The organism is Streptomyces sp. NBC_00597, assembly GCF_041431095.1.
Classification (GTDB): Bacteria; Actinomycetota; Actinomycetes; order Streptomycetales; family Streptomycetaceae; genus Streptomyces.
This window is the reverse complement of record NZ_CP107757.1, coordinates 6,084,527-6,107,708: the sequence shown is the minus strand read 5'-3', so window position 1 is coordinate 6,107,708 and position 23,182 is coordinate 6,084,527. Positions and strand designations below refer to the sequence as shown.

Annotated in this window: 19 protein-coding genes and 1 pseudogene; 10 read left to right on the top strand and 10 right to left on the bottom strand. The window is 69.3% G+C overall.

Annotation, left to right across the window (positions count from 1 at the left end):
- Positions 1-20 precede the first annotated feature (20 nt).
- The 5 genes from OG974_RS27940 (at position 21) to OG974_RS27920 (ending at position 5,958) form a co-directional block, all read left to right on the top strand.
- On the top strand, positions 21-218 hold the full coding sequence (locus OG974_RS27940; protein ID WP_327285430.1) for a hypothetical protein: 198 nt from the start codon (positions 21-23) through the stop codon (positions 216-218).
- Positions 215-2,554: a TOMM precursor leader peptide-binding protein gene (locus OG974_RS27935; protein ID WP_371644797.1), complete on the top strand. Its 2,340-nt coding sequence runs from the start codon at positions 215-217 to the stop codon at positions 2,552-2,554. Before OG974_RS27940 ends, OG974_RS27935 begins: the two co-directional genes overlap by 4 nt.
- Before the next feature lie 177 nt (positions 2,555-2,731).
- Positions 2,732-3,874 (top strand): histidine kinase, encoded by a 1,143-nt coding sequence (locus OG974_RS27930; RefSeq protein ID WP_327285428.1) that lies wholly within the window; start codon positions 2,732-2,734, stop codon positions 3,872-3,874.
- A gap of 95 nt (positions 3,875-3,969) precedes the next feature.
- Entirely contained in the window at positions 3,970-4,578 is a 609-nt protein-coding gene (locus tag OG974_RS27925; RefSeq protein WP_082410840.1) for a DNA-binding response regulator, read from the top strand.
- Positions 4,579-4,683: 105 nt separating this feature from the next.
- A complete protein-coding gene (locus tag OG974_RS27920) occupies positions 4,684-5,958 on the top strand; it encodes a glycosyltransferase (protein WP_371644794.1) in 1,275 nt (424 codons plus the stop codon).
- A gap of 70 nt (positions 5,959-6,028) precedes the next feature.
- Here OG974_RS27920 and OG974_RS27915 read toward each other — a convergent pair whose 3' ends face one another.
- Together OG974_RS27915 and OG974_RS27910 are read right to left on the bottom strand one after the other, a co-directional pair.
- On the bottom strand, positions 6,029-6,538 hold the full coding sequence (locus tag OG974_RS27915) for a hypothetical protein (RefSeq protein ID WP_327285426.1): 510 nt from the start codon (positions 6,536-6,538) through the stop codon (positions 6,029-6,031).
- 160 nt (positions 6,539-6,698) lie between these two features.
- Positions 6,699-7,973, bottom strand: a complete 1,275-nt coding sequence (locus OG974_RS27910; protein ID WP_327285425.1) for a phosphoribosyltransferase — start codon at positions 7,971-7,973, stop codon at positions 6,699-6,701.
- A gap of 223 nt (positions 7,974-8,196) precedes the next feature.
- Here OG974_RS27910 and OG974_RS27905 point away from each other — a divergent pair, with 223 nt between their 5' ends.
- Complete coding sequence (locus OG974_RS27905; protein ID WP_327285424.1) at positions 8,197-9,177, top strand: XdhC family protein; 981 nt, start codon at positions 8,197-8,199, stop codon at positions 9,175-9,177.
- Here OG974_RS27905 and OG974_RS27900 read toward each other — a convergent pair.
- A pseudogene (locus OG974_RS27900) lies at positions 9,178-9,324 on the bottom strand (plasmid stabilization protein); the annotation flags it as partial.
- Positions 9,325-9,538: 214 nt separating this feature from the next.
- Here OG974_RS27900 and OG974_RS27895 point away from each other — a divergent pair.
- Positions 9,539-9,934, top strand: coding sequence for a DUF6479 family protein (locus OG974_RS27895; protein ID WP_327285422.1), 396 nt, complete (start codon positions 9,539-9,541; stop codon positions 9,932-9,934).
- Between the two features lie 62 nt (positions 9,935-9,996).
- On the opposite strand, the gene OG974_RS27890 is transcribed toward OG974_RS27895, so the two are convergent.
- Positions 9,997-10,878 (bottom strand): ATP-dependent DNA ligase, encoded by an 882-nt coding sequence (locus tag OG974_RS27890; protein ID WP_327285421.1) that lies wholly within the window; start codon positions 10,876-10,878, stop codon positions 9,997-9,999.
- Positions 10,879-11,160: 282 nt separating this feature from the next.
- Between OG974_RS27890 and OG974_RS27885 the strand changes: the two genes are divergently transcribed.
- The 3 genes from OG974_RS27885 (at position 11,161) to OG974_RS27875 (ending at position 14,829) form a co-directional block, all read left to right on the top strand.
- Complete coding sequence (locus tag OG974_RS27885; RefSeq protein WP_327285420.1) at positions 11,161-11,535, top strand: hypothetical protein; 375 nt, start codon at positions 11,161-11,163, stop codon at positions 11,533-11,535.
- Positions 11,536-11,565: 30 nt separating this feature from the next.
- Entirely contained in the window at positions 11,566-13,833 is a 2,268-nt protein-coding gene (locus OG974_RS27880; protein ID WP_327285419.1) for a DUF6571 family protein, read from the top strand.
- Between the two features lie 216 nt (positions 13,834-14,049).
- A complete protein-coding gene (locus OG974_RS27875; protein ID WP_371644791.1) occupies positions 14,050-14,829 on the top strand; it encodes a hypothetical protein in 780 nt (259 codons plus the stop codon).
- A 399-nt stretch (positions 14,830-15,228) separates the two neighbouring features.
- On the opposite strand, the gene OG974_RS27870 is transcribed toward OG974_RS27875, so the two are convergent.
- From OG974_RS27870 to ligD, 6 genes are all read right to left on the bottom strand, one after another.
- Positions 15,229-16,131, bottom strand: a complete 903-nt coding sequence (locus tag OG974_RS27870) for a DNA ligase (protein ID WP_327285417.1) — start codon at positions 16,129-16,131, stop codon at positions 15,229-15,231.
- 99 nt (positions 16,132-16,230) lie between these two features.
- Positions 16,231-16,635, bottom strand: a complete 405-nt coding sequence (locus OG974_RS27865) for a hypothetical protein (protein ID WP_327285416.1) — start codon at positions 16,633-16,635, stop codon at positions 16,231-16,233.
- A gap of 2 nt (positions 16,636-16,637) precedes the next feature.
- On the bottom strand, positions 16,638-18,719 hold the full coding sequence (locus tag OG974_RS27860; RefSeq protein ID WP_327285415.1) for a hypothetical protein: 2,082 nt from the start codon (positions 18,717-18,719) through the stop codon (positions 16,638-16,640).
- Complete coding sequence (locus OG974_RS27855; protein ID WP_327285414.1) at positions 18,716-20,614, bottom strand: hypothetical protein; 1,899 nt, start codon at positions 20,612-20,614, stop codon at positions 18,716-18,718. Before OG974_RS27855 ends, OG974_RS27860 begins: the two co-directional genes overlap by 4 nt.
- The gene (locus OG974_RS27850) at positions 20,598-22,058 is read right to left on the bottom strand and encodes a site-specific integrase (protein ID WP_327285413.1); all 1,461 of its coding nucleotides are present in this window, start codon (positions 22,056-22,058) and stop codon (positions 20,598-20,600) included. Before OG974_RS27850 ends, OG974_RS27855 begins: the two co-directional genes overlap by 17 nt.
- A 206-nt stretch (positions 22,059-22,264) precedes the next feature.
- Complete coding sequence (ligD, locus tag OG974_RS27845) at positions 22,265-23,170, bottom strand: non-homologous end-joining DNA ligase (protein ID WP_327285412.1); 906 nt, start codon at positions 23,168-23,170, stop codon at positions 22,265-22,267.
- Between the last annotated feature and the right edge of the window lie 12 nt (positions 23,171-23,182).

Genomic DNA, 23,182 nt, shown 5'->3' with positions numbered 1-23,182 from the left:
CGCAGAGGGAACCAACCGCCATGACCAGCATTTCGGCCAACGCCCGTATCAACCCCGGCACCGGCTCGGCACCGCTGCCCGCCCGCTCCTCGGAGCCGGGCCTGGTGATCGAGAACCTCGACGCCCTGCCCGACACCGCGTACGCCCTGTTCACCGTCTGCAGCCGGACGCAGGTCACGGGCCCGGCGACGCCGATCGCCGGACGGCTGGGAGCATGAGCGCTGCCGAGCCCCAGCGGCCCGGCACGCCGCCGACGGCACGGCCGGCGGCCGGCGACACGCTGGTGGGGTTCAAGTCCCACCTGCGGCCGACGGTCGTCCCCGGCGACGCCGCCTACCTGGTGTCGCGGCGCGGGGTGACCGCCCTGAGCGGGAGCGGGGCGGAGGTCCTCGTACCGCTGCTCGACGGGACCCGGACCGTCGGGGCGGTCCGCCAGGAGGCTTCACGGATCCTGGGCGACCAGGACACCGAGGCGGCCCTCCGCTCCCTGGCCGACGCCGGGTTGATCCGCTCCACCGCCCCGGCCGCCGTGTCCGCGGACGCCGGGGCGGTGGCTCCGCGCAGCGCCGAGGCCGAGGCGTACTGGGACCTGGCCGGGCTGGACGGCGGGCTGGCCGCCGCAGGCCTGGCCCGGGCCCGCGTCGCGATCGAGGCGCTCCCCGGCCTGGACCCGGTGCCGGTGGCCGAGGCCTGCCGGGCGTCCGGCGTCCCGGTCACCGACGACCCCCGCGCCGCCGACCTGGTGCTCGTCCTGTGCGACGACTTCCTCTCCCCGCAACTGGCCGCCGTGGACGCCGCCCACCGCGCCGCCGGCCGGCCGTGGGTGCTCGCCAAGCTGTGCGGGACGGACCCCTGGGTCGGCCCGTTCTTCGTGCCCGGCTCCGGCCCCTGCTGGCACTGCCTGGCCGTGCGGCTGCGCGGCCACCGCCACTCCGAGGTGCCGGTCCGGCGCGCGCTGGGCCTGGACGGCCCCGTACCGCGGCCGGCCGCCGGGCTGGCGGCCGGGACGGCGCTCGCCGTCAACCTCGCCGTGCTGGAGAGCGCGAAGTGGCTGGCCGGGCTGCGCGATCCGGAGCAGGGGCACGTCCGCACCTTCGACACGCTGCGCCTGCGCACCGCCAGCCACCCGGTGGGCCGACGTCCGCAGTGCGCGGCCTGCGGGGACCCCGGCCTGGTGGCCCGCCGGACCGGGGAGCCGTTCGTCCCCGTGTCGCGGCCCAAGGCGGCGGCGACCGGGGGCGGGGACCGCGCCCTGACGGCGGCGCAGATGCTGCGGACGCACGGGCACCTCGTGGACCCGGTGACCGGGGTGGTCAAGGAGATCCGCAGGGCCTCCGGTACGCCCGGCTTCGTCCACGCGTACACCTCCGGGCACAACCTGGCCATGGAGTCGGCGTCGTTCGCCGGCCTCAGCTCCGGTCTTCGGGCGCTCAGCGGCGGAAAGGGCCGCACCGAGGAGGAGGCGCGCACCAGTGCGCTGTGCGAGGCGGTCGAGCGCTACAGCGGTACGCGGCAGGGCGACGAGCCGATCGTACGCGACTCCCTGCGGGGCCTGGGCAAGGACGCCGTGCACCCCAACGACTGCCAGCTCTACAGCGCCCGCCAGTACGCGGAGCGGGAGCGGTGGAACGCGCGGCACTCCCGGTTCCACTACGTGTCCGCGCCGTTCGACGAGGACCGCCCCACCGACTGGACCCCGGTGTGGTCGTTGACCGAAGGCGTCCAGCGGCTGCTGCCGACCTCGATGCTGTACTTCGGGCGGGGCGCGGCTTCCCACGACGAACCGTGGGCCGACTCCAACGGCAACGCGGCGGGCAGCAGCCCCGAGGACGCGCTGGTGCAGGGCTTCTTGGAGCTGGTGGAGCGGGACGCGGTGGCCCTGTGGTGGTACAACCGCACCCGGCAGCCCGGGGTGGACCTGTCTTCCTTCGAGGACGAGTGGATCGAGCGGTTCCGCCATGGGCTGCGCCGGATGAACCGGGAGGTGTGGGCGCTCGACCTCACCTCCGACCTGGGCGTTCCGGTGTTCGCGGCGCTGTCGCGGCGTACCGACAAGCCCGCGGAGGATGTGGTCTTCGGCTTCGGCGCGCACTTCGACCCGCGGGTGGCGCTGGGCCGGGCCATGTCGGAGCTGGGGCAACTGCTGCCGGTGGTCGGCGATGTACGGACGGACGGCACCGGTTACCGGATCACCGATCCGGAGCCCCTGTCGTGGTGGCGCGGGGCCACCGTCGCCAACCAGCCATATCTCGGGGCCGATCCGATGACCGAGTCCCGGACACGGGCCCACTGGCCTTCGGTCCGCAACGCGGATCTACTGGATGACGTGCACATGATCACAGAGATGGTCCGGACCAACGGGATGGATCTGCTGGTGCTCGACCAGAGCCGACCTGACCTCAATATTCCCGTGACGAAAGTGGTCGTACCAGGACTGCGGCATTTCTGGGCGAGGTTCGGGCCCGGCCGGCTCTTCGACGTTCCGGTGCACCTCGGGCGGCTGGCCGAAGCCACTCCGTACGACCAGCTCAACCCCGTTCCACTGTTCGTGTGAGCGATCGAATCACGCCTCTCGGTCACACCCCTCGCCTATGCTCACACCTGGCATGTAACACAGAAACACCAAAGGGGGATTGACATGCCTGGCCGCCTCAAGTCCTCGGATGGACCGTCGGAGGCGGTCCTGGTCGAGGGCATTCTGCGACGTAGCCGGGACTTACCCGCGCCCCGGATGGCCCAGGTCATCCTGATCGCCGCGCTCCTCTGCTACGTCGGCATCACCGCCCTGAACATCCTCAGCGCCGGAGTCGAAGGACCCGCCCTGGCCGCCGCCCTGGGCTGCCTGGGCGCGGTCTTCGCCCTCCAGCTGCTGCACTCCCGGACGAGCACCCAGCACGTGCCCGTCACCCGCAGGGCGATGACCTTGGGAGCCCAGGCCGCCTTCACCTACCTGCCGCTGTTCGCCCTGAAATCGCAGTGGGGCGCGATGGCGGGCTTCCTCGCGGGCTCCCTGCTGCTGCTCCTGCCGCCGCGCCTGGGCTGGATCCTGTACGGGCTCGTGGGCATCAGCATGCTCGTGCCCCCGCTACAGGAGGGCCGGCCCGTGCTCGACAGCATCTACCTGGTGCAGACGACCCTACTGACCGGGCTGGTGACGTTCGGCCTCACCCGGCTGTCCGAGCTGGTCCGCGTCCTGCACGCGAGCCGCGGTGAACTCACCCGCGCCGCGGTCACCCGCGAACGCCTGCGCTTCGCCCGCGACTTGCACGACCTGCTCGGGTACAGCCTGTCCGCGATCCAACTCAAGGGCGAACTCATCCACCGCCTGATCCCGGCCCATCCGGCCCGGGCCATGGGCGAGATCGAGGACGTACTGGCCATCTCCCGCCAATCATTGGCCGACGTGCGCCGGGTGGCGAGCGGGTACCGGGACATGTCGCTGGAGGAAGAGATCGCCTCGGCCCGGTCCGTACTGGGCGCCGCCGAGGTCGAAGCGGTGACCGACATCCGCATGGGCGACGTCAGTTCCCCGGTGGACACGGTGCTGGCCACCGTGCTCAGGGAGGCCGTCACGAACGTGCTGCGCCACAGCCGGGCCGCGCACTGCGAGATCACCGCCGTCGAGCAGGACGGGCTGATGACGCTGTCGGTCACCAACGACGGCGTCACCGAGGGGTACCGCGACAGCTCGCCGCACAGCGGTAGCGGCCTGGGCAACCTGGGACTGCGCGTTCGGGCGGTGGGCGGCGAACTGACGGTCAACAGGGGCCCCGGCAACGTGTTCCGGCTGGTCGCGCGGGTGCCGGCGCACGGGGACGTCGATCCAGACCTGGACGAGTCCACGGAGGGCGAACGCACGTGGCTCGTCGCCTGAACTGACGGTGCACCAAGCCGTCCGGAAGCCGGAACCGGGCGAGTTGCTATGATCTGTTGAACAAGATCGACCGCGCGGACGGGGGGCTCGTCACGGTGATCAGGATCCTGTTGGCCGAAGACATGAACATGGTGCGCGGAGCGCTCGTCGCCCTGCTCGACCTGGAGGACGACCTGGAGGTCGTCAGCGAACTCTCGCGCGGCGACGAAATCCTGGCCGCCGCCCTGGACGTCCGGCCGGACATCGCGATCATCGACATCGACCTCCCCGGGCTCGACGGGCTGAGCGCCGCGATGCAGATCCACGAACACCTCCCGGAATGCCGGACGCTGATGCTCACCAGCCTCGGCCGCCCCGGCACCCTGCGCAGGGCCCTGGCGGCCCAGGTCTCCGGCTACCTCCTCAAGGACGACTCCCCGAAGGAACTGGCCAGCGCCATCCGCCGGGTGGTGGCCGGCCAGCGGGTCATCGACTCCAAGCTGGCCGTGGCCGCGTGGAACGGCCTGGAGAGCCCGCTGACCGACCGCGAGACCGAGGTGCTGCGCATGGCCGCCCAGGGGTCGGAGGCCACCGAGATCGCCGGGGAGCTCCACCTGTCCACCGGGACCGTGCGCAACTACCTGACGACCGTCGTGATGAAACTGAAGGCTCGCAACCGCGTCGACGCCATCCGCATCGCCCGCGACGCGGGCTGGCTGGTCTAAACGTACATTCGAGTGGACTTGGGCCCCGGCTGCCTGCCATACGGCGGCATCAGCAGGGCGCCCTCGTAACGTCGCGCGGAAAGACACCCCACCTGGGAGCACCAGATGACGTCGACCGCGACACCGAGGTTCTCCGTTTTCACGCCCAGCCACCGGCCTCGTTTCCTCGACGAGTGCCTGGCGACCCTACAGGCGCAGACCTGTCAGGACTGGGAGTGGATCGTCTTGCTCAACAACGGCGCCCGATGGCGGCCGGAGCGGCCCGACGACCGGGTCCGCGTGGTGATCGCGGACGAGGTCCAGGGCGTCGGAGCGGCCAAGCGCAGGGCCTGCGAACTCGCGCGCGGCGAGATCCTCGTGGAACTCGACCACGACGACCTGCTGGCGAAGGCGTGCCTGGCGGAGCTCGGCACGGCGTTCGACGAGCACCCCGGGGCCGTCTTCGTCTACAGCAACACCGCGCAGATCACCGAGGACGGCAGCCGCGACGACAGCCGTTGGGACGCATCGTGCGGCTGGCAGTACGAGGAGGTGGAGGTCGACGGCCGCAAGCTGCAGCAGATCATCTCGATGGCGCCGACCCCGCACAACGTCTCCTACATCTGGTACGCGCCCAACCACGTACGGGCCTTCCGCAAGGAGAGCTACGAGCAGGCCGGCGGGTACGACGCGGCGCGGACGGTCCTGGACGACCAGGACCTGATGTGCCGCCTCTTCCACATCGGGGACTTCCACCACATCAACCGCTGCCTGTACCTCCAGCGCGTGCACCCCGCGAACACCCAGAGCGACCCGGAGATCAACGCGCACATCCAGCGCGAGACGGTCGTCCTGTACGACAAGTACGTCGAGGCCAACGCCCTCGCGTGGACCCAGCGGCGCGGACTGCTCGCGCTGGACCTCGGCGCGGCCCACCGCAAGCCGCCCGGCTACCTGGGCGTCGACCAGTACCCGGGCGAGGGCGTCGACATCGTCGCGACGCTGCCCGGGAAGCTGGACCTGCCCGACGGATCCGTGGGCGTGATGCGGGCGGTGGACTTCCTGGAGCACGTGCCCTCGAAGGTGCCGCTGATCAACGAGCTGTACCGACTGTTGGCACCGGGCGCAATGCTGATCACCATGACGCCCAGCCCCGACGGGCGCGGTGCGTACCAGGACCCGACGCACGTCGCGTACTACAACGAGAACTCGTTCTGGTACTACACGGACGAGCAGTACCGCGCCTTCGTGCCGACGATCGAAGCCAAGTTCCAGTCGTCGCGGCTGGTCACCTACTTCCCGACCGAGTGGCACTCCAAGAACGACATCTCGTACGTCGTCGCCAACCTCATCGCGATGAAGGAGGGCGCCGCACGGTGCGGCGGACCGCTGCTGGTCTAGGCGCGGACCACACACGACGGTGCCCCGGGGCCGACGCCCCGGGGCACCGTCGTTCAAGCAGAGAGGGACGTCACGGCGTCAAGTCGGCGCACACCACGTAGGCGGTGATGTCCTGGCTCGCGACGGTTTCGGCCTGCCATCCGTTGGGAAAGGTGCCCACGGGGCGGCTGGTGCGGACGTTACCGGCGGCCGTCAGGAAGCCGCCGCCGGTGGCGCGGTCACCCGTCTCGCACGCGGCGATCACGCTGCCGTCGCTGTCCGACGCGGTGTTGACGTAGGTGACCAGCCCGACGGACGCACCCTGGTAGCCCTGGGGGCCCTGAGCACCATCGCGGCCCGGCCTGCCGTCGTGGCCCGGCCTCCCCGGCCGGCCCTGGGGGCCGCGCTGGCCGCCGTGGTCGTCATCACCCATGACGCCGGACGGGCCGGGCAGTGCGACAGCGGTGTCGGTGCCGGACCGGTGGATCGCGTCGGCGATGGCCGTCGTGGCCGGGACGACGTTGAGCGCCACGGCGAGCACACCGGCCGAGACCATGGTGGCGGACTTCAGGCGTCTGGTTCGGATCGTTCGATGACTCAAGAGAACCGTCCTCACGGGACTTGGAGGTGTCACGCCCGCAAGCGCGCGCCTCGGGCTACGAACGAAGCCATTGTCGACGTTTTGTGCCTAAATGATCACTTTGTGACTCATGTCGCGGCGCCGATCACCCGCGCGGCCCCCCTCCTCGACCCGTCGCGGGCTACGGGCGGTGGGTGCTGAGCCAGTTCTCGGCGAGGGAGGACACCTCTTCGAGGGTTCCGGGTTCCTCGAAGAGGTGGGTGGCGCCCTCGACGACCTCCAGCCGGCTCTCGCAGCGCAGGCGGGTCTGCGCCTCGCGGTTGAGGGCGAGGACCTGGTGGTCCTCGGAACCGACGATCAGGAGCGTGGGGGCCCGGACCCCGGCGAGCAGGGGGCCCGCCAGGTCCGGGCGGCCGCCGCGGGAGACCACCGCGAAGACCGGTGAGTCCGGGGAAGCCGCCGCGGCCAGGGCGGCCGCCGCGCCCGTGCTGGCGCCGAAGTAGGCCTGCGGGACCAGGTACCTGGTGCCGAGCCAGGCCGTGGCGGCGGCGAGGCGGGCGGCCAGGGTGTCGATGTCGAAGACGTTCGAGCGGTCCGCCTCCTCGGCCGGGGTGAGCAGGTCGAACAGCAGGGTGCCCAGGCCGGCCCGGTTCAAGTCCGCGGCCACCCGGCGGTTGCGCGGGCTGTGGCGGCTGCTGCCCGAGCCGTGCGCGAACACCACCACCGCGCTCGCGCCCGGCGGGAGGGTGAGGTCGCCGGGCAGCCGCAGGCCCGCCGCCTCCACCTCCACTTCCACCTCGGCATGTTCCGTCGGGGCCGGCCGGCGCGGCGACTGGGCGAGCAGGGAGACGACCTCCTCGTCCGAGGTCTGGGAGAAGTCCCGGTACCACTGTCCGACCGAGGAGAAGCCCGGCGGTGTGGAGAGGCAGACCACCTCGTCGGCGACCGCGGCCACCCGGGTCAGCGCGTCCGGCGGCGCCACCGGGGCGGCCATCACGACCCGGGCCGCGCCCTGCGCCCGTACGACCTGGCAGGCGGCGGCCGCCGTGGCACCGGTCGCGATGCCGTCGTCGACCACGATCACCGTGCGGCCGCGGAGGTCCTCCTGCGGCCGGTCCGCGCGGTAGCGGGCGGACCGGCGGGTGAGCTCCGACTGTTCCGCCCGTTCGACGGACGCGATGGCCTGCGGGTCGAGCCGGCCGCGGCGGACGATGTCGTCGCTGATCACGCGTACGCCACCTTCTCCGATCGCGCCGAATGCCAGCTCGGGCTGGTACGGGACGCCGAGCTTGCGCACGACGATCACGTCGAGGGGCGCGCCGAGGGCGCGCGCCACGTGGAAGGCGACCGGGACCCCGCCCCGCGGCAGCCCGAGGACGACGGGATGCTCCGCCGCGTACGGGCCCAGCGCCGTGCCGAGTCTGCGTCCTGCGTCGTCGCGGTCCGTGAAGAGCATTTCGGGTCATCCCCAACGTTGCGTGCCGTACTTCGAACCAACCCCTCCCGGCGCTCGCGTGCAACTCGGGTCCGGTGGTCCGTACGAGGGAGGTGGGTCCGGGTCTGTGGGTTTTGGGGGGTGGGTAGGGGTGGGCTGCGTGCGTAGGTTGGTCGTGAGGCCGCGTTGCGCCGCTGACCTGGTGCTTTGCGGTGGGCTCTGACGATGAGGATGGGGCAGCGCGATGCGTGAGCTGGTGGAGACGGCGCAGCGGTGGACGGCCGAGGGGCGGGCCGGATTCCTGGCCCGGCCGGTGGCCGAGCAGGGATTCGGACCGCGGGACCCCGCCGGGGCCCTGCTCGTGGACGTCCGCGGGGAGTGCGTCGGGGCCCTGTACCGGGGGGTCTTCGACGCCGAGCTGGCGGCGGAGGCCGGGGCCATGGCGGCCGGTGCCACCGCGCGGGTGTGTGACGTCTCGGTGGGCGCCGACGAGGCCGTGGAGGCGAAGCTGACCTGCGGCGGTCGGGCCGAGATCCTGCTCCAGCCACTGTCGGCGGTGCCCGCGCAGTGGTGGGACCTGCTCGGTGAGGGCGCGGGAGTCGCGCTCGTGACCCGGCTGGACGCGCAGGCCGAGCACGCGGTGAGCGAGGTGGTGCGGGCCGTGGACGTACCCGCCGACGACGCCGGGCGGCGTGCCGGCGAGCTGCTGGCCACGCGTCGCCCCGGGCGCGACGCCCTGTACGGGGAGCGCGGGCTGGTGTTCGTCGAGGCGTACCCGTCCGCGCCGTACGTCGTCATCGGAGGCGGCGGCGAACTCGCCGAGATCATCGAGGCACAGGCCCTGCTGCTGGGCTGGGGGGCCGGACTCGTCGGCTCCGTCGCCGAGGCGGAGAAGCAGTTGACCGCGCGCCGGGACGCCGCCTGCCTGGTGATGCTGAGCCACGATCCGGAGTTCGACGTGCCGACCGTGCGCACCGCGCTCGCGCTCGGGATCCCGTACGTGGGCGCCCTCGGCTCCCGCAAGACCACGGCGCGGCGGCGCGAGGGCCTGCTCGCCTCCGGGGTGTCCGGGGCGGACCTGGCGCGGGTGCACGGGCCGATCGGGTTGGACCTCGGGGCCAGGACGCCCCCGGAGACGGCGCTGGCCATCTGCGCGGAGATCCTGGCCGTCCTCGGGGGCCACGAGGTCCGGGCGCTGCGGGACTCCGACGGACCGCTGCGCTAGTCAGCTGCCGAGTGCCCGCTTGAGCTGGGTCTTGTTCATGTCGGAGCGGCCGCGGATGTTGCGGCGCCTGGCCTCCGCGTAGAGCTGTTCGTACGTCGGCTCCTGCGCGCCCGTGCGGGCGCGCGGGCCGCCGCGCAGGCCGGAGGACGGGCCGGAGGGCAAACCGTCCGGTGACGGCCCGTCCTCGTAGGGGCGTTCTCGTTCGGGCGAAGATCCGCGGGGCATTTTCGGGCTCCCTTCGGGGAGGTCGTCCCGGCGCCTGCCCCGGATTCGGCCCGGTAGTCACGCGCCGGGCGGACGAGGTGACTTTCCCGGCCTTTCGGTGAAACAGTACCTATCGGGGAAAATAGTATGTATGGAAATGACCCTGAGTCTGGACCAGACCTTGACCCACAGCGCGTGGTTCCTGGTCGTCGGGATCGCCGTGGTCGGCTTCCTGCTCGCCGGCTTCAAGCTCGGCCAGCGGGTCCGGGCCAAGGAGCCCCCGCCGCCGACCGCGGAGAGCCAGCCGCACCTGCCCGACGGCGGCGCGGTCTACGAGCTGCGGGAGGAACGTGAACCCGTGGAGATCCCGGAGGGCGGGCTGCGCCCGCACGAGATGCAGGGCTACGGGAACTTCGGTTCCACCACCCACAGCCACCAAGAGGACGCCAGATCCGAGCGGGACTCGGGCTACCGGAACCCGCCGTCGTACCCGGGGCCGCAGCAGCCCCCGAGGGGCGAGCCTCCGGTGTACAAGCCGAGCGGGAACGCATGAGCCGCCCCTGACCCGTCCCGCTCGCCCGGTCTCCTCTGACCTGCACCACCCCACGGTGCAGGTCAGAGGTCCGTCCGCAGTCTGAGCACCTCCGGCGGCGGGTGCCGGGTCGACGTGTGCCGGACCTCCGCCGTCAGCGGCGGGTCGAGCGGCCGGTACGGGACCTCCCCGAGCCCGATCGCGGTGGCCGTGGCCCCGGCGGCCGCGGCCCCGCCCTGCGCGGTGCGGGAGGAAGGGGCGGCTGCGCCCGCGGCCGCCGCCACCGCCGCCGCGACCTCCGCCCGCAGCGCGGCCGTCAGCGGGCTCGACACCAGCGGGGTCTCGTCCCCCACCGGCAGCACCAGGACCAGCGCGAGGGGGCGCCGCGGTGTGCCGGTGTAACCGACGACCGCCGCGTCCCGCACCTCCGTGTGCCGCAGCTTCTGCCAGCCGCGCCGGCCCGCCGGGTACGTCTGGTCCAGCCGTTTGACGACCAGGCCCTCGATCCCGCTGGCGGGCAGGGTCTCGTACCAGGTGGCGGCCAGTTCCGGGTCGGTCGTCATCGGGACGGGCTGCAGCGGCGGGCCCAGCGGGAGCAGCAGGTCGACCAGGAGCGTCCGGCGCCGCTCGTACGGGCGCCCGCGCAGGTCCAGTCCGGCCAGTTCCAGCACGTCGAACGCCGCGTACGAGGCCGGCAGGCTCTGGGCGAGCACGGCGGCCCGCGCGGCGGTGGCCGCGGCCCGCCGCTGGACGAGGGCGAAGTCGGTGCGGCCCCCGTGCCAGACCACCACTTCGCCGTCGAGGACGGTTTCGGCGGGCAACTGCCGGGCCGCGGCCGCCAGATCGGGAAAGGCGGAGGTGACGATGCGGCCGGAGCGTGCCTGGAGCACCACGTCCTCGGCGGTGCGCACGACGACGAGGCGGTGGCCGTCGTTCTCCAGACTTCGGTGTGTCTCATGAGACACACCGAAGTCCCGTGCGGCCCTCGCTGAGGCGTCGCTGGACGCCCACCAGTTCCGTCATCGACGCAGAGTTGTGACCAGTAGCTTTATGCGATCAGATCAGCCGCGGCGGCCTTCGCGAGCGGCCGATGGCTTGATCGACGGCCACCGGCGTTGCGGGCTTGGCCTGTGTGCAGTTGCCATGTCTATGATCATGAAAGGTCAACGGGGGAGGGCCCAGCATGGGGGATTTCGACCGGGAGTGGGGCCAGTCGCGCGCTGAACGTATCGGGTCAGCAGGTCGGCATGCGACTGAACGGCACGGGTGCCCCGGCAGGGCCACTGGCACCCGGAGGATCGGGGACCTTCGGGTCCACGCCGGCGGGGAAGACGGCGGCTGCGAACACGATCGAGAACGAGCTCGAGGACAAGACGAAGACGTCCACGGAGCACGCGGACGAGGCGACCAATACTGCCGTCAAGGGCTTCGACGGGTGGGACACCGCAACGGGCCTGAAGAAGGTCGGGGAGACCTGGGACAAGCAGGTCGCGGTTCTGATGGGCCGACTCGGTTCGGAGAAGATCGCCCTGCGGGGTGCAACGGGTCTGTTCGTGCGCAACGACATCGGGCTGGGTGACCAGTTCCGGCCGATCGGCCAGTCGAAGCTTCACGGGGTATAGGGGTAGCCGGTGCTTACGTACAACGAAGTGATGACCACGGATCTGGGCCTGCTGACAACGGCGGCCGACAAGTGGGAGTCCATGGCCGGCGAGATCAAGAAGGTCGAGGAGCGGTACAGGGACACGGTCCAGAAGGTCACGATGGGCCCGGACTGGACCGGCATCAGCGCTGGCGTTGCCCACACCAACTTCGCCGGCACGCGCTACGAATACGCCGCCGCCCAGACCCAGGCGAAAGCCGTCGCCTCTCTGCTGCGTGACGCTCACAGCCAGTTCGTCGACCTCAAGAAGAGGCTCGATTCCGTCTGCGCGGATGCCGTCAAGGAGGGACTGGTCGTCGATTCCCAGGGGAACGTGAGTCAGGACCAGAGCAAGCTCACTGGTCAGAATCGCATGTACCTGCGGGATCACCCGGAGGCCGTAGCCGCCCTGAACAAGACGATCGAGGCCTGGTCCCAGCGGATCAGGGATCTCGTTCAGGCCTTCGACGACGCCGATCAGGGCGTCAAGTTGGCCCTCGAAGCCGTCGGTGTCGACAGCAACAAGGACGCCTTCGGCAAGGGTGCCGACGACCAGCTCAACGGCTTCAACGCCGACGCGCAGGGCGACATCGAGGTCTACGAGGCCCGTAACGCCCAGGACATCGCCACCCGCATCAACAGCGGCGAGAAGGTCTCCACCGCCGACTACGCCGAGCTGGACCGTTCCTTCCGCGACAACGCCTCACGCCCGGAGTTCACCCAGACCTTCCTCAACGGAATGGGCGCGGAGAACACGCTGAAGCTCACGAACAAGCTCAACGACCACGCGTACGGCGACGACAAGGGCAACAGGCAGCGCTACCTGGACGTGGAGAAGGGGCTCGCCAACTCCCTGTCGAACGCGATGCAGGACCCCAAGTCCGACTTCTACAAGAACTTCCGCACGCAGCTCGACAAGGCCGGGCTCGCCTCGTACGACCTCAAGGGGGCCGGCAAGGACGTCAACACGGTGGCCCCGGGACACAGCCAGAAAGTCCGCGGCTACCAGAGCCTGGTCACCCTGATGCAGCAGGGCGACGGCTACTCGGCCCCGTTCCTGCACGACATGGCGGACGACATCCGCAAGGCCGAGGACAAGAAACAGGGCGGCAATCCGGATATCTGGGACCGGTACGGAAACTACGGTGGCACGGACAAGGCTTGGTTCGCCCACGACCCCCTCGACGGCCTCCTCGGCATCATGAGCCGCTACCCTGCCGCCTCCACCTCGTACCTCGATCCGGGTCCCGACGGGAAGAACGACAACCTCCACTACCTGCTCAAGGAGCGGGACTGGGAGATCACCAACACCGCGAGCTGGCGCGGCAACATCGAAATACACGGCCACGACACGGTCGACGCCAGCAACCGGACCGGCCTGGGCGCGGCCATCGAAGCGGGCGCCACCGGCTACCCGCCGCTGGGCGCCGGCCAGGACCCCTGGCCCGCCCTCAAGCACACCGACCCGCAGGCCCGGCTCATGCACAGCGTCATCGAGCAGCTCGGCCCCGCCCAGAGTGTGGACGCGAACCTGCGCGAACCGCTGGCCCGGGCGCTGGGCTCGTACGCGGCAGACACCCACGAGATCCTGGGCGGCCTGGACAGCCGCTACATCTCCGCGATGGGCACCGGCCACTTCCAGGAGGGCGGCACCACCCATATGTCGGCGTCCCAGAAGGACCTGGTCCAGTTCATGCGCGGGCTCTCGGACGATCCGGAGGCCTACGGCACGCTCCACAAGGCGGAGTCCCGGTACATCGACATCTCGCTGGAACATCTCCCCAAGGGAGCGCAGGGATCGGAGGTGACGAACGCCGTCAACGAGGCGGGTACGGCCCTCGGCACGTTCAGTTCCATCAGGGAGGACGTGATCAACGACGGCCGGATGGCGGGCTACAGCGCAGCGGACTGGAAGGCTAAGGTCGCCTACCACGTCATCGGCGGCGCGGTGACCCCGCTGTACTTCACCACACCCGTCGGTGCTGCCGGCGCCACCATGTCCGTCGCCTTCGGTGACTCGCTCCAGCGCGGCGTCGACACGTGGGCCTGGGAATGGGACAACAGGATGAAGGCTGCGGTCGATGCCAAGGCCAATCCCGCGATTACCGACGAGTACCTCGACGTCAACAACCAGATGCCCATCCTGATTCGCGAGTGGGCGAAGGAACGGCCCGACATTCCCGAAGCCGACGTCCGGAAGCTCACTCGCGACGTGCTCGAAGGACATCTCCGTGGGAACGCGACGGCGCAGAAGTACCTGACGGACACGGCCAACTGAGCCGGGTTGCAAAGAGGAGTGGAGCCATCCATGACGGGAAAGACAGCCCGCCGTACCGTGCCGGTCAAGATGTGGTCGTTGCTTGCGGTATGCCTGGCGTTGCTGGGCGGGCTCGTGGCGTGGCTTGGCTTCGGACGCGACACGGCGGCTCCCTGCAACGGCCTGGCGGGGGATGAGCACGTACGAACGTCCGTTGGAGCTGGTGTCCAGGCCGGGATGAACTGCGCGGCACTGGGCCGGGCCATTGTGAAGGCCACGGCCGCGAGCGAGCCGGGCAAGCACTCGCAGGCGCAGGCCCGGGCCGTGAAGGACGTGCTCTACTCCCCCGGACTCGGCTACACGGAGAATCTCCGGATCGATCCCGCCCTCCGCGTGCCGCTGGCCACCGTGCTCGCGGACTTCGCGGGCGACACTCATGAGATGCTCGCCGGACTCGACTCCCAGTACGTCTTCAAGATGGGCCCGGCCGACGACCCGTGGGAGTCCTCCGGCACCTATCACCTGGCAGTCGGCCACCTCGTCTTCCGCAACGTCGTGCGCGCCGTCTCCCAGGATCCGCAGGCGTACGCGATCCTGCGCCTGGCGGAGACCCGGTACGAGGCCAAGCAGCTCGCCGCCGTCCCGGGCGATGCGACGGGGACCCCCCTCTCGCTCCCGCCGACGGAAAACGCCCGCGCACTCGGCATCCTGGACGGCCTGACCGACAGGTACGCCCGTGACCGGGCGTGGCGGACCGCCGTCCGCGACCGTTTGCTGCGCGAGCCGGCCGCCCAGGGCGGCTACCAGGAGGACCCTGCCGCCTACCTCACGGCGACATGGCTCCAAGGCCTCAGGAACATGCCGGAAGCGGAACTGGCCAACCGCCTCCGCGCCCAAGGAGTCGACATCGCCCGCACATGGACCCAGGCGCGGAACACTGACGAGTCCACTCGGCAGGCTCTGGTCGCCGAAGTGGATCTGAGCGCGCTGAGTGGCTACCGCGAGGCCAAGTCATAGCCCGACTGCCCGGCGCAGCAGGCCCGGGCCTGCTGTTCACGGCATTCCTCGACACGGTGGTCAAGGACTGAGGGGGGTAGGTTCACTCGCCGACGTGGAGCGAATCGGGCTCAGCGCCTACCGCGAGATCAAGCCGTGCTGCGCCATGCGTCAACAAGGCGGTACGGCCGGATGGCAACGCAGGACGGCACTGACAACACCGAGGGTGTCCTGGGCGGATGAAGTTACCCACGCATGGCGCTCTTTGCCGAAGGAGTAGCTGCGACGGGGCTGGAAGGGGATTCAGGCCAGTTTGCGTCGCAAGCGGGTTATGCGCGAGTCCATAGGAACTCTTCTCTCTTCCCCCACAACCTATCGGGCTCACTGCAGGCACGGCGTTCGGATGCAGGACCCGCCGGCTCACCCCTCGAACCGGACGCGCACGAACCTCGCTGTCTCGTGGCGGCCGGCCGTCTCGCGCACCTCAACCAGGACAGGCTCGATCAGAAGGGTGACGATCCCGTGGTCGGGATGTTCGGTCCGCTCTCCCAGGCGGCCGCGTACCGATTCGCCGACCTGCCGAGCCTGCATTCCAGTCAGACGCGGCGAAGTCTTCACGGTTCGGCCGTCGGGAAGCTCCACGAGAAGAGCATGCGGTCGCTGTTCCGGACCGAACACGCCGAGGAGTCTGCCGTCTCGAGTATCGGAGTGCCTGATTTTCCTCCAAGCCCATGTTTCCCCCGGCTGATAGGTCGAATTGAGCGACTTCGCCACGATCCCTTCGACGCCCACGACCCTCATCTCGCGAAACCAGAGGCGTGCGGTCTCCTCGTCCAGCGTGGCCAGCACACGCTGAAGGGGTGGCTCGGCGTCACCCAAAGCCCCACCGAGGAGCTCCCACCGCTCCCACAGAGGCAAGCCCCTGACGTCCATCCCGGGGATGGCGAGGATGTCGAAGGCGATGTAGTAGACCGGAATTCCTGACCGCTCGCGTTCGGCGTGGGATCGAAGCAGATCGGTGAAGTTCAGTCGCCCGTCACGGTAGGCGCAGAGCTCGCCGTCCAGGACGGTTCCGGGCGGGAGATTCTCTTGCAGGTATGCGGAAACCTGCGGGAACTCTCTGGTGAGTTCCCTTCCGGATCGCGACTGCAAGAACGCTCTTCCGCCTTCCAGGATGAAGGCGAGTGCGCGGAACCCATCCAGCTTGAGGGAGTACTGAAGACCTCCAGGCATGCTGTTCTGCTCAGGAATCTCATCGGCCGGCCGCGGACGCATGACATCGAGGGGCGGTTGAAGGACTACCGTCGGCGAGCTCTCTTCCATTCCGCCAGGGTCTGTCTGCCCGGTCTTCGGGGCGGAGTGGGGCTCGCTGGTCCGGCAGGTCTGTCACCGGAACAGCCCCACCCCGCGCGGGCTCGAAGGTCATTCACGGATGGCGTGAGCGCGGTCCAGTGGAATGACGACGGCCGATCTCTTGGCGAGCTGATCGCGGAATGCCGCGTTCTCGGCCAGCAGGGCCGCGATGACGGTGGCCGCGGCGTCGACCTGGTCCTGGAGCTTCCGGCATTCCTGTCGGCTGTTGCGGAGCTTGCCGCGCACTTCACTGAGCTCCTCGCGGCGCTGTCGGTCCAGGGCGGTAGTCGGACTCTCGTCAACTCGGCTGTCCCATTCCGCGAGGGCTGAGGTTGCGCGGTTCATGGTCGCTCGGCTGACGCCGGCCTCGCGCCAGAGGTTGTTCTTGGTGAGCGCGCCGTCGGTTCGGTTCGGCTTGCCCGATAGGAGCCGTTCCATGGCATCCCGGAGTGCCTGCTCGGCCTTGGACGACACGGTCACTGGTCCGCCCTCTTGATCATGAGCTCGACATCCTGCAGTTGCGCGCCGAGCAGGGCCCGCCGGTTCTTGGGGATCTTGGGTGTGTCCAGCAACCTGAGCAAGGAGGAGCGTTCGGCCCGCCAGATGGGCAGGTGCTCAGGACCGAGGACGCTGTTGGCGCACCGGGATGGCTGGCAGCGGTCGAGGAGAGGTCCCCGGTGGCCCTGGGGGACAACGGCGTCTTCCAGGCACTTCGCGCCGACGGGGTCGGCATCGTTCATCGTGCAGTGGTTCAGTTTGCCGAAGCGGATGGAGATCCGGGTGCGTCGCAGGAGGTCGAATTCGACGCGGATGTCTCCGCGCTGGGCCTTTCCTGTGCTGCGGAGGATTTCGGCCTGCTGCCGGACCGCTGCGAAAGCTTCGCGCATGCGCTCGGCTCCGGGGCCGTAACCGATGCTCTCCCCGTGGCTGTCGGAGATGTAGAGGTCCTTGAGCCGCTGGAACCGACGCTCTGCGATGGCGGTGTCCAGGTGGCGGGCCCAGGACGGGTCGTGATCCATGTAGCCCTGCGTGGTGCGGTTGGCCAGGGCTCGGGTGGCGGCGTGCTTGAGCTGCATGCCGACCGCGATCTCGGAGCCAGGGAAATCCTTGGTGAGCATGGCCATCGTCCGACGGAACATGTGCGGAGTGACGTTCTGTTGCGGAATCTCCGCGAGGCCAGTGACGTGCCGCGAGCGATTGACATGCGTGAGGAAGTCGGTGACAGCATGCCCGCTGACAAATCCCTCGCCGCTGGATCTCGGACTCGCTGATGCGAAGGCCAATTCGTCGTGCTGCGACAACTGCGAGGCGATGTCGATCGCCTCTGCGACGGGGGTGGTGATCCACCAGTGCTTCGTGGGCAGGTCCGGGTCCAGTTTTCGTTTCGTGGATTTCACTGCCGGAGTGCCGTAATGCTCGACGACGGCCCCCTTGACGATCTCGCGGATCTCGCAGTCCCGCATCATCGACAGCGCGGCAACGAACACGTAGCAGGCATTGCGTAGGGTGACGCACTCCAGCCACAGGCTGTGAGGTTGTAGCGAGTGGTGCCACGGTCCGCGGCTCCCATCTGGCCGCGATACCTCGATGAGATCGGCCACCAGGCCCACCTGCGTACGGCCGGCGGCGACGAGCTGTTCGACGACTCCCCGGCGTTCGCGTCCTGGCCTTGACGCGGTGCCGAAGAGCTGGACGTGCCTCGGCGGGGCTCCGATCATCCAGCTGAGCAGTGACCAGTTGACGAGTCCCTCAGCAGTCCCGGCCCCATGCAGGGGAACCGCGTGAGCGGAGTCAGACACCCAGGCTCTGAACAGGCGGTCTGCCTCGGCTGTGCTGATTTTGCGGGCCCGCGCCTGGATGTTCTGCCAGTGGGATTGGGCACGCAGGATATCCGGGGCGAACACGCTGATGTACGTCCACGCGGCGCGGATCAGTGGGAACCAAGTCTGGGGTGCGATCACCGGGGTCTTGAGATCCGGGACGACGGGCTGATTCAGGACCGCGTTGGTGGAAATGCCGGCCCAGGGGTCTCGCTGCAGGCCTCCGGATGCGAGAGCGTGACGGAACCGGTAGAGGGCCTTGATCAGATGGACGTGTCCGAGGGCGCTGGTTGCCTCGCCGGTCTCGCATCGCTGCGTGACGTAGTTCTGAAAGTCAGCGTCGCTCCAGTCGTCGATGCTCGTGGGCAGCCCTTGGGCAGAGCCGAACGCGGCCATGGCCCTCAGATGTCCCATCCGTTGGGCGACGGTCACGACGGACAAAGGGTCGGCCCCGAGGTGAAGTCCGCGAGCGAGGACGGCCGGATGCCGTGGGTTGAGCCAGACCATAGCCAGTTCACGGGCCATGAGATTCCAGTCCGGGCTGAGGTCGCGAAACCAGACGCGCATGCCTGCGGCCTGCATGTTCGGTGCCCGCCGGACCACCCCGTTGAGGTCCCAGCACTCCCTGGAGTCGAACCGTGGAGGTTTCGCCCCCTCCAGCATGGGGTGGGACTGGATGACAGGTTCGTCTTCGCGGAAGATCGATCGGCCATGAGGAAGGAGCAGGTGCTTGGTCATGCGTCGAACTCCACGTGTGCGGCGAGAGGAAGCGGCAGAGTCAGCCCCTGGTCAGCGATGTGTTGGCGAGCCTGCCTGATCTCCGCGTCAGTGCGGGCCTTGATCGCCTCGGTGACGTTGACACGGTTCTGTCCCCAGAGCGCGTGGAAATGCTGCGGAGACAACCGCAGCTGAAGTTGATCCAAGTGAGCGGAGAACAGCAGCAGCTGGGGCAGGTTGGACGGGAGCACGAACGCGTTGCGGCACTCCAGGCAGCGCGTGGGGGCGACGGGGCAAAGCTGGCCCGGCCGTCCGTATGGCGAGTCGAGAGGGTCTCGGCAGCTGGAGACGCCCATATCCATCTGGCCGGCCCGCAGCTGTTCCACTTCCTCGGCGCTGAGGCCCAGGGCGGCGGCCGATCCCGGCTCGTGCAGCGACTCTTCCGCTTCCTCGGTGAGCACGAGCGGACCGTCCAGCGCCTGGGTCAACCAGCGCTGCTGAGCAGCTGTGATGACGTTGCCGGCGATGACCCGCAGCGTGGTGCCGTGGGCGTAGTGGCCGTGGAAGGTTTCCACCGAATGGTCGTCGGCGATGTCGCTGACCCGGCCCTTGAAGGCGATCGCCTTCTCCACCTTTCCGGACTTGCGGAGCCGCCGAATGTCCGCGACACCATCGACGGACAGGTCGTGGACCTTCATCCAGTCTCGGAACGTACCGCCGACCACTCTGTCCATCCGCGAGATCGACAGCGAGGAGGCGGGCAACGACGCTCGGAGGAACAGCGGAACCGGTGCGATGCCGGCCCGCTGGGCCAGCGGCCGGTTCATGTCCAGCAGCCGTCGAATGATCTCCGTGGCGTCCAGCCTCGGCTTGCTCGGATGCAGGATGGACGTGGTGTCCATGGGCGGCGTGCTGAATGCCTGTCGTGTGTGTGAGTGGGCCCGCCACTTACTGAAGGCGATGAGCACGCTGTGTGGGCCGAACTCGATGTCGTCTTCAGTCAGCAGCGTGACCTCCTCCGGGGCCCGACCAGTGATCACCATCAGCAGGACTCGGTACGGCTGAAGGTCAAGGTTGCTCAGGAACAGCTGGCGGACGAGGAATCTCAGCAAGGCCCTCTTGGCGACGAGTGGGGCGATCCCCTGCGGCAGCAAGCCACGCAGCGAATCCGGCATGTCGGACCAGACCGGCAGGTGCTGACTGATCTCACCGCAGGTCCAAGCATCGTTGGCCAGAGCCCAGAGCAGGTTGGCCGGTTCACTCCACCCTCCCTCGGCTGGATCTGTACCACTGGCGGCGAGCTCCCAGCCGCGTCGGATCCTTGCCTCGATGGCAAGGCGGTCGGCCCATGCCGTCTGTACGAGTCTCTTCTTGTCGCTGCGGGTGAACTCGTCGAGTTCCTGTGACTGCCCGCGACGCAGGCCGACAGAGCCGTCCACCCAACCGTGCAGGTGCCCCGCCACGGGACGTTCGCGATGCTCGATCCGGCGGCCCACGAGAATGCGCAACTTGCCCGCGAGCCAGGCCGGCGTCCGTGATCCGGCCTTGTGCTCGGAGGGCAGCACGCGGATCCACTGGGTGACCGCGTGGTGCAGATCCGGCTCGGCGTGGGCCAGCGATGCCTGACGAGGACGGGGAACTGTGGCGTCGACGTGCTCGCAGAACGCCCTGATGGCCCGCCGGTACTGCCGGTTGGTGCCAGCGTGCAGACCAGCCGCTGCGGCCAGCTCCACCCACTCGTCGGCGAGCTCCGCGGCCAGCGTCTCACATTCGAAGGCGGTCGGATCGAGTGCGACGGCGGCCATCGCCCCGTTGCCGTCGGTGGAGACGACCTCTCGGACGCCGACCCGACGCTGTGCGGGAAGCCGGGAGCTGGAGGTGGGGAAGTCGCCCTTGTGCTCACCTCTGCGCGGCATGAACGTGCTCCTCAAGATTCAGCAGATGACGGGCAACGGTGATGTACGAAGCGCCGCCGGATGCGGTCCACTCACGGAAGGCATCGTCGACCTCCCGCATGGGGTCCTTTAGGTAGCGGATGTAGCGATAGGTCGTGGATGGCTGGGCATGTCCGAGTCGGCGCTGAACGACCAGCAGAGGATTGCCGGTCATGTGCTCCAGAAGCGTCGACATCGGCAGGCCCTGGTCCTGGGCGTCGTTCAACCCCTCGCGCGTAAGGAAGATCAGCAGGCGCAGAGCGAACGTGTGCCGCAGGTCGTGGTAGACCCAGCAGCTGCGAGGCAACTGCGGAACCGCGACCTGAGCTGCCCACTGCTTCATCCGTTCCCAGGCCCGCCAGCGGATCCGGTCCCAGCCCGAGAAGGTGAGCATCCGCCCTCCCTGCCCAATGAACAGGGCCAACGGATCCAGGCCGTCTCCGGTCTCCAGCACGGTGATACGGCGGAGATCGGGCTTCATGTCCTTGATCACCCGCGTCACCGTTCGGCCGTCGAGAACCCCGCGGACCTTCGAAGCGTCTGCCTCGAATCGCTGGACCACAAAGAGATCCCGGCGCTGCCGACGCAGAGTGGACTGGGCTTTCGCGACGATCTCCGGGCGCTCGATGTGCAGGTACGGGTCCAGCAACTCCATGGCGTCCATGGGGACATAGACGGAGCGCGGTCGTCCGTACTTCGCGCACGCGCCCAGGGCAACGTCCGTGGTCCGCGGCCGCAGGCCGGTTTCCAGCCCGAGTTCCGGCAGCAGGAGAGTCGCCCACTCCTGGATGCGCATGCCGGTCATGAGCGCGAGCTCGCATGCCGCCCGGTTGCGGTGCGGTCGCCATCCCCGAAACGTCGCGTCCAGACGCGCATCTGGCGCCAGCCCGCCGAAACCTACGTCCCGGCAGTAGAGGTACTGCTCCAGCTCCATATGGCGAACCCGCAGATCACGGCTGGTTCCCATGCGAAGTGATGCTCTCCGCCCCGTTGCCCGCCAGGGGCGGACCTCGACAAAGCCGTCCTGGAGCAGGAAGTCGTAGAGCCCGCTGATGGCTGCCGAATCACGGTCCCAGGTCGCCTCGCCAACTGGCTCCTCCGCGTCCTCACGCCGCCACTGCCGGAATTCCTGGATATCCGACTCGGTGGCCGAGCGCAGATCCAGCCCCCGCGCCGCCAGGAAATTCAGCAGCATCAGGACGGTGTACGCGTACGACCGCATCGTCTTCGCGTCCAGGCCACTCAAGGAGATCTTCCGGAACCACGTCGAGACCGGTTCCACCGGGCGCATCGCCTCGTCGAGCAGGATCGGTGTCCCTGCGGGTATGCGACGTCGCTCGAATAGGTCCGTGAGCTGGACGTGCCCCAGGCCGGCGACCTCACCGACCTTCCAGACCTTCCGCTTGTTGGTGAAGAACAGCTGCACAGAACCCCCTCCGAGGGACGCTGCCATCGTTCCGAAGAACTCGATAGTCACCCCAACGGACGATCACGTGAACAGCTACGGGAAGCCCCGGAGAGTCACCCGGATGAGACATTCCAAAGTGTCTGGAGAACCGTCGAACTTCGGCTCGTAGGCGAGGCCCGCCCCGCGGGGGAGGGTGCGCACGGCGGCGGCGAGGGCGACGCGGATCACGGCCGGGTCCCCGGCGGTGCGGGCAGCCGGCGGGCCCGGCCGGGGTCGGTCAGCGGGCCGAAGAGGTCCCCGTCGCGGGCGAGCCGGGGCGGAATGTCGTCGGCGAGGAAGACCAGGTCGGAGGGGGTGCGGCAGGCGGCGACCTCCGCCCAGGAGACGGGGGCGGACACCGTGGGCCGGGCCCGCGCACGCAGCGTGTAGGCGGCGGCGGTGGTCTTGGCGGCGGCGTTCTGGCTGTGGTCGACGAAGACCTTGCCGGGGCGCAGGGACTTGGCCATCCGGTGCAGGGCGAGGTCGGGGAGCTCGCGCTCGGCCTGCTGGGCGAGGCCCTTCGCGTACGCCGACACGCGGTCGGACGGGGTCGGCTCCAGGGGCACGGCCAGGTGCATGCCCTTGGAGCCGGAGGTCTTGGCGTACGCCTCCAGGCCGTCGGCGGCGAGGCGCTCGCGCAGCCACAGCGCGACGGCGCAGCACTCGACGACGGAGGCGGGCGCGCCGGGGTCGAGGTCGAGGATCAGCCGGTCGGCGACGGCCGGGCTGCCAGCCGGCCACTGGGGGGTGTGGAACTCGACGACGAGGTTGGCGGCCCACATGAGGGAGGGCAGGTCCGCGACGACCACCTGTTCGGCGGAGAGGTCCTCGGAGCGAGGCACCGGGGTGGTTTTCACCCAGGCGGGGGTGCCGGGCGGCGGGTTCTTGGTGAAGAAGAGCTGGCCGTCCGGGCCGTCGGGGTAGCGCAGGAACGACACCGGCCGGTCGTGGACTTGGGCCAGCAGCGAATCCGCGACGGTGGCGTAGTAGTGCAGCACCTCGCCCTTGGTGAAGCCGGTCTCGGGGTACAGGACCTTGTCGAGATTGCTGAGCGGGATGCGACGCCCCTCCACCATCGTGATCGGCGTCATACGATGAGACTG

Coding starts and splice junctions, on each gene's coding strand:
- OG974_RS27940 (WP_327285430.1), top strand. CDS start 21: ATGACCAGCATTTCGGCCAACGCCCGTATCAACCCCGGCACCGGCTCG.
- OG974_RS27935 (WP_371644797.1), top strand. CDS start 215: ATGAGCGCTGCCGAGCCCCAGCGGCCCGGCACGCCGCCGACGGCACGG.
- OG974_RS27930 (WP_327285428.1), top strand. CDS start 2,732: ATGGCCCAGGTCATCCTGATCGCCGCGCTCCTCTGCTACGTCGGCATC.
- OG974_RS27920 (WP_371644794.1), top strand. CDS start 4,684: ATGACGTCGACCGCGACACCGAGGTTCTCCGTTTTCACGCCCAGCCAC.
- OG974_RS27910 (WP_327285425.1), bottom strand. CDS start 7,973: ATGCTCTTCACGGACCGCGACGACGCAGGACGCAGACTCGGCACGGCG.
- OG974_RS27905 (WP_327285424.1), top strand. CDS start 8,197: ATGCGTGAGCTGGTGGAGACGGCGCAGCGGTGGACGGCCGAGGGGCGG.
- OG974_RS27895 (WP_327285422.1), top strand. CDS start 9,539: ATGACCCTGAGTCTGGACCAGACCTTGACCCACAGCGCGTGGTTCCTG.
- OG974_RS27885 (WP_327285420.1), top strand. CDS start 11,161: ATGCGACTGAACGGCACGGGTGCCCCGGCAGGGCCACTGGCACCCGGA.
- OG974_RS27880 (WP_327285419.1), top strand. CDS start 11,566: ATGACCACGGATCTGGGCCTGCTGACAACGGCGGCCGACAAGTGGGAG.
- OG974_RS27875 (WP_371644791.1), top strand. CDS start 14,050: ATGAACTGCGCGGCACTGGGCCGGGCCATTGTGAAGGCCACGGCCGCG.
- OG974_RS27870 (WP_327285417.1), bottom strand. CDS start 16,131: ATGGAAGAGAGCTCGCCGACGGTAGTCCTTCAACCGCCCCTCGATGTC.
- OG974_RS27860 (WP_327285415.1), bottom strand. CDS start 18,719: ATGACCAAGCACCTGCTCCTTCCTCATGGCCGATCGATCTTCCGCGAA.
- OG974_RS27855 (WP_327285414.1), bottom strand. CDS start 20,614: ATGCCGCGCAGAGGTGAGCACAAGGGCGACTTCCCCACCTCCAGCTCC.
- ligD (WP_327285412.1), bottom strand. CDS start 23,170: ATGACGCCGATCACGATGGTGGAGGGGCGTCGCATCCCGCTCAGCAAT.